Source organism: bacterium, from assembly GCA_026398675.1.
Taxonomy (GTDB): Bacteria; RBG-13-66-14; RBG-13-66-14; order RBG-13-66-14; family RBG-13-66-14; genus RBG-13-66-14.
The window spans coordinates 1-3,569 of sequence record JAPLSK010000065.1; the positions used below are offsets into that span (position 1 = coordinate 1).

Consider the following 3,569-nt stretch of genomic DNA (forward strand, 5'->3'; position numbering starts at 1 on the left):
TCGACTGGCGGCTGGACCGGGCCAACGTGAGCTGGTCCGCCGACTGGCTCGAAATCAGGCTGGGGCGGCAGCGGCTGGCCTTCGGCCCCGGATACATCTTCAACCCCTCGGACCTCTACGTCCAGCCCAGCTTCACCGACCCCACCCGGGAGGACCTGGGGCAGGATTCGCTCTTGACCACGTTCTACTTCGGCCGGTTGTCCGGGGCGCAACTCATCGCCGTGCCGAGACGGGTGGCGGCGGACGGGGATTACGGGGCGCGGCTTTTCGCCAACCTGGGCGGCTTCGACCTGGCGGCTTCCTACTACTACCGGGGCTCCTACGCCGCGGACCGGCGGGCGCACTTCGTCGGTCTCTCGGCCACGGGGGAGATAACCATCGGGGATTGGGACGGGCCGGGGATTTGGGCCGAGGCCGGTCTCGATCTGCCCTACTGGAGCGCGCGGCCCGAGGGCGCCGCCGACCCCGACATGACCTGGCGCGCATCCGCCGGGCTCTCCTACACCTTTACCGGGGATTTCTCCGCCCTGGTGGAGTATTTCCACGACGCCGCCGGGGCGCGGGAATTCAGCGACTACGGCTGGGCGTCGCTTTTGAGCGGGGAGAACTTCGTCCTCGGCCGCGACTACCTCTTCGCCAACCTGGAATACGACCTAGCCTCGCTCATCACCCTCACCGGCATGGGGCTTTTCAACCTGCACGACGGGAGCCTGGTCGCCGGGCCGGGCCTGCGGTTCAACCTTTCCGACAACGTCTCCCTGACCCTGGGCGGATTTTTGTTCCTGGGCGGGGAGGAGAGCGAGTTCGGCCACGGGGAGCTCGATTTCGGGATGTACGCCGTTCCCGCCTTCCCCCACGTGGCCTATGCCCGTTTCGAGGCGGCCTTCTAGGGCGCAGCGGCCCCCTCTCCCTTTCAGGGAGAGGGCGGGGGGTGAGGGTCGGGGTGGGGAACGTGAAAGCGGCGGGGTGGGTGTTGTATAATAGCTAATATCCAAGCTGACCCCTGTAGGTGGGAGTAATTCGACGGTCTGTGGAGGTGATGGTATGGCTAAAGAACGGTGCAGTTGGTTTGAAGATAAGGAATCACGTTTCCTAACCGGACCACACCAATCGGAAGAAAGCTTGTGCAAAAGGCATCAAAAAGGTTATAACCCTGCCATTAAAGAACAGGCGGAATGTGGCAAAGAGGAAGGACACACCTGTTGAGTTATTATCACCCTCTTGAACGACCCGCCCTTTTCGGCGGCCTGCAGAGGGGCCGCCCTACACCTTTTACCTTCGGCATTCTTCTCTTAAAAAGTAATCCGACAGCCCGCCAGCGGTCATCCAAACATCGTGCTGGTCCGAAATGAAGTGGTGATCCCTTTTTTCTGGGGCGAACATCGAGGCGGCGGACTGGGCCGATAACCGCCGCGCCCAGCGCGACTTCGTCTACGCCGAGTACATCCGCCAGTTCAAGAAGCGACACCCCATCATTTCCTTCGTCTGGTGGCTGTTCGCCGACTACGGGCGCTCCCTCTTACGTTGGGCCATCGCTTCCGCAGTCATCGCAGCCCTCTTCGGGTGCGCCTATTTGTGGATCCTCGGCCCCGGTCAGTTCGTCTGCGACCCACAGGCGCAGCTCAGCGAAGGCTGGCGCTGCTTCTACTACTCGATAGTCACCTTCACCACGCTGGGCCTCGGCGACGTCGTCCCCAAGACAGACGCCGCCTCGATTTGGGCGGCGGTCGAGGTCATCCTGGGCTACGTCATGCTGGGGGGCCTGATCAGCATCTTCGCGGTGAAGGTCGCCCGCCGGGACTGAGCGCCCGACCGGGAATCACTCCGTGGACATCCGGGCCACCGACGGGGTCGGTGGTTTTGTATAATCGAACGGTTCCCCCGCCCCGGGCGGGTCCGATTTCTTGGGAACCCGGACGCGGGCCGGGCGTACAGAATCGGTGCGCTGTCAATCGTCGTAGACTGACGCCGCGCGCTCCACGGTCGGTGGGATGAAACCGCTCGATTTTTTGGATCATCTCTCCGTCCCGGTCACGCTGGCCCTGGGTCTGCTTCTGGTCCTGGTGGTCGGCCTGGTGGACTACATCACCGGGACCGAGCTCTCCTTCGCCATCTTCTACTTCGCCCCGGTGGCGCTGGTGGCCTGGGGCAAGGGGCGCTTCCCCGGGCTTTTGATCACCTGCGTCAGCGCCGCCGTCTTGCTGATCGCGGATTTGCTGTCCGACCGCGTGTACCCGTACCACCTGATCCCCTACTGGAACTGCCTGGTGCGCCTGGGCATGTTCGTCGTCATCGCGCTGGTCTTCGCCCGGCTGAAGGTCAACCTGGACGGGGAAAAGAGGGCGGCCAGGGTGGACGCGCTCACCGGGGTGCTCAACAGCCGGGGGTTCTTCGAGCGGGCCGAGTACGAGCGGAGCCGGGCCCAGAGGTACGGTTACCCCCTGGTCGTCGCGTACATGGACCTGGACAACTTCAAGACGGTCAACGACACGCGCGGTCACGAAGTCGGCGACGCCGCCCTGGCCGTGGTCGCGGGTATTATCCGGCGGACCATCCGCACCAACGACGTGGCCGGCCGCGTGGGGGGCGACGAGTTCGCCTTCCTCCTGCCGGACACGAGCCACAGGGCGGCGCAGGCCTTGACACAGAGGCTGAAGGCGAACCTCGACCGGGAGATGGAGAAAAACGGGTGGCCGGTGACCTTCAGCATCGGGGTCGTGACCTACTCCACCCCGCCCGCCTCGGTCCGCGAGATGGTCCGGGCGGCGGACGAGCTGATGTATTGCGTGAAGAACCGGTCCAAGAACGCGGCCGAGCACCGGCTGGTGGAGAGGGATATCTTGCGGCCCGTCTCACCGGAGTAGGGACGGCCACCGGGATTCGACGGGGTCTCCGCCGCGCGGCGACTTCATTCTGAACGCGACCGGTTATGGAATCTTTTAACCCCCGAAGGATGGGCGATGAGCGACGGACCGCGGGTTGAGCTCCTGGCCGTCACGCCGGAGCCGGAAAGGTTGATCGAGGCCGCCGGGCGGACCTGCTACCTCTCCCTGGACAAGGCGGGGGAGGACACGGCGGCGCGCTTCTGTCGGATGCTCCTGCGCTCCGGCCACCACTCGGTCTTCGAGCACGCCTCAGCCACCTTCCGCGTCCGGGGCGGTTCCCGGGCCTTCACCCACCAGCTCGTGCGCCACCGCCTGTGCGCCTTCAGCCAGCAGTCCCAGCGCTACGTGGAGGAGCGCGGCTTCGGGGTGGTCGAGCCCGCATCCATCGCCGGTAATCCCGCGGCGAAGGCCCTCTTCGACGAGCACGTCGGACGCTGCCGCGAGGCGTATGACGAGTTGCGCAGGCTCGGCGTCCCCAAGGAGGACGCCCGCTTCGTGCTGCCCAACGCGGCGGAGAGCGAAATCGTGGTCACGGCGAATTTCCGCGAATGGCGCCACATCCTGAAGCTCCGGGGTGACCGCACGGCCCAGTGGGAAATCCGGCGGTTCGCCGTCGAGGTTTTCAAGATTCTCGTGGAATACGCGCCCGACGTCTTCGCCGACTTCTGCCCGTCCGGCGACGGC

The 3,569-nt window shown here is 65.1% G+C and carries 5 protein-coding genes; all 5 read left to right on the plus strand.

The annotated features are described in order from the left end of the window. Positions 1-890: hypothetical protein (locus tag NTW26_01225; protein ID MCX7020897.1), on the plus strand; the 890-nt coding region annotated here is incomplete at its 5' end. Between the two features lie 154 nt (positions 891-1,044). Further along, positions 1,045-1,206 (plus strand): hypothetical protein, encoded by a 162-nt coding sequence (locus tag NTW26_01230; protein MCX7020898.1) that lies wholly within the window; start codon positions 1,045-1,047, stop codon positions 1,204-1,206. Between the two features lie 367 nt (positions 1,207-1,573). Further along, complete coding sequence (locus NTW26_01235; protein MCX7020899.1) at positions 1,574-1,804, plus strand: ion channel; 231 nt, start codon at positions 1,574-1,576, stop codon at positions 1,802-1,804. 187 nt (positions 1,805-1,991) lie between these two features. Beyond that, complete coding sequence (locus NTW26_01240) at positions 1,992-2,864, plus strand: GGDEF domain-containing protein (protein ID MCX7020900.1); 873 nt, start codon at positions 1,992-1,994, stop codon at positions 2,862-2,864. Between the two features lie 96 nt (positions 2,865-2,960). Next, positions 2,961-3,569 (plus strand): FAD-dependent thymidylate synthase (gene thyX / locus NTW26_01245; protein ID MCX7020901.1); only part of this gene is annotated, 609 nt, incomplete at its 3' end.

Coding starts and splice junctions, on each gene's coding strand:
- NTW26_01230 (MCX7020898.1), top strand. CDS start 1,045: ATGGCTAAAGAACGGTGCAGTTGGTTTGAAGATAAGGAATCACGTTTC.
- NTW26_01240 (MCX7020900.1), top strand. CDS start 1,992: ATGAAACCGCTCGATTTTTTGGATCATCTCTCCGTCCCGGTCACGCTG.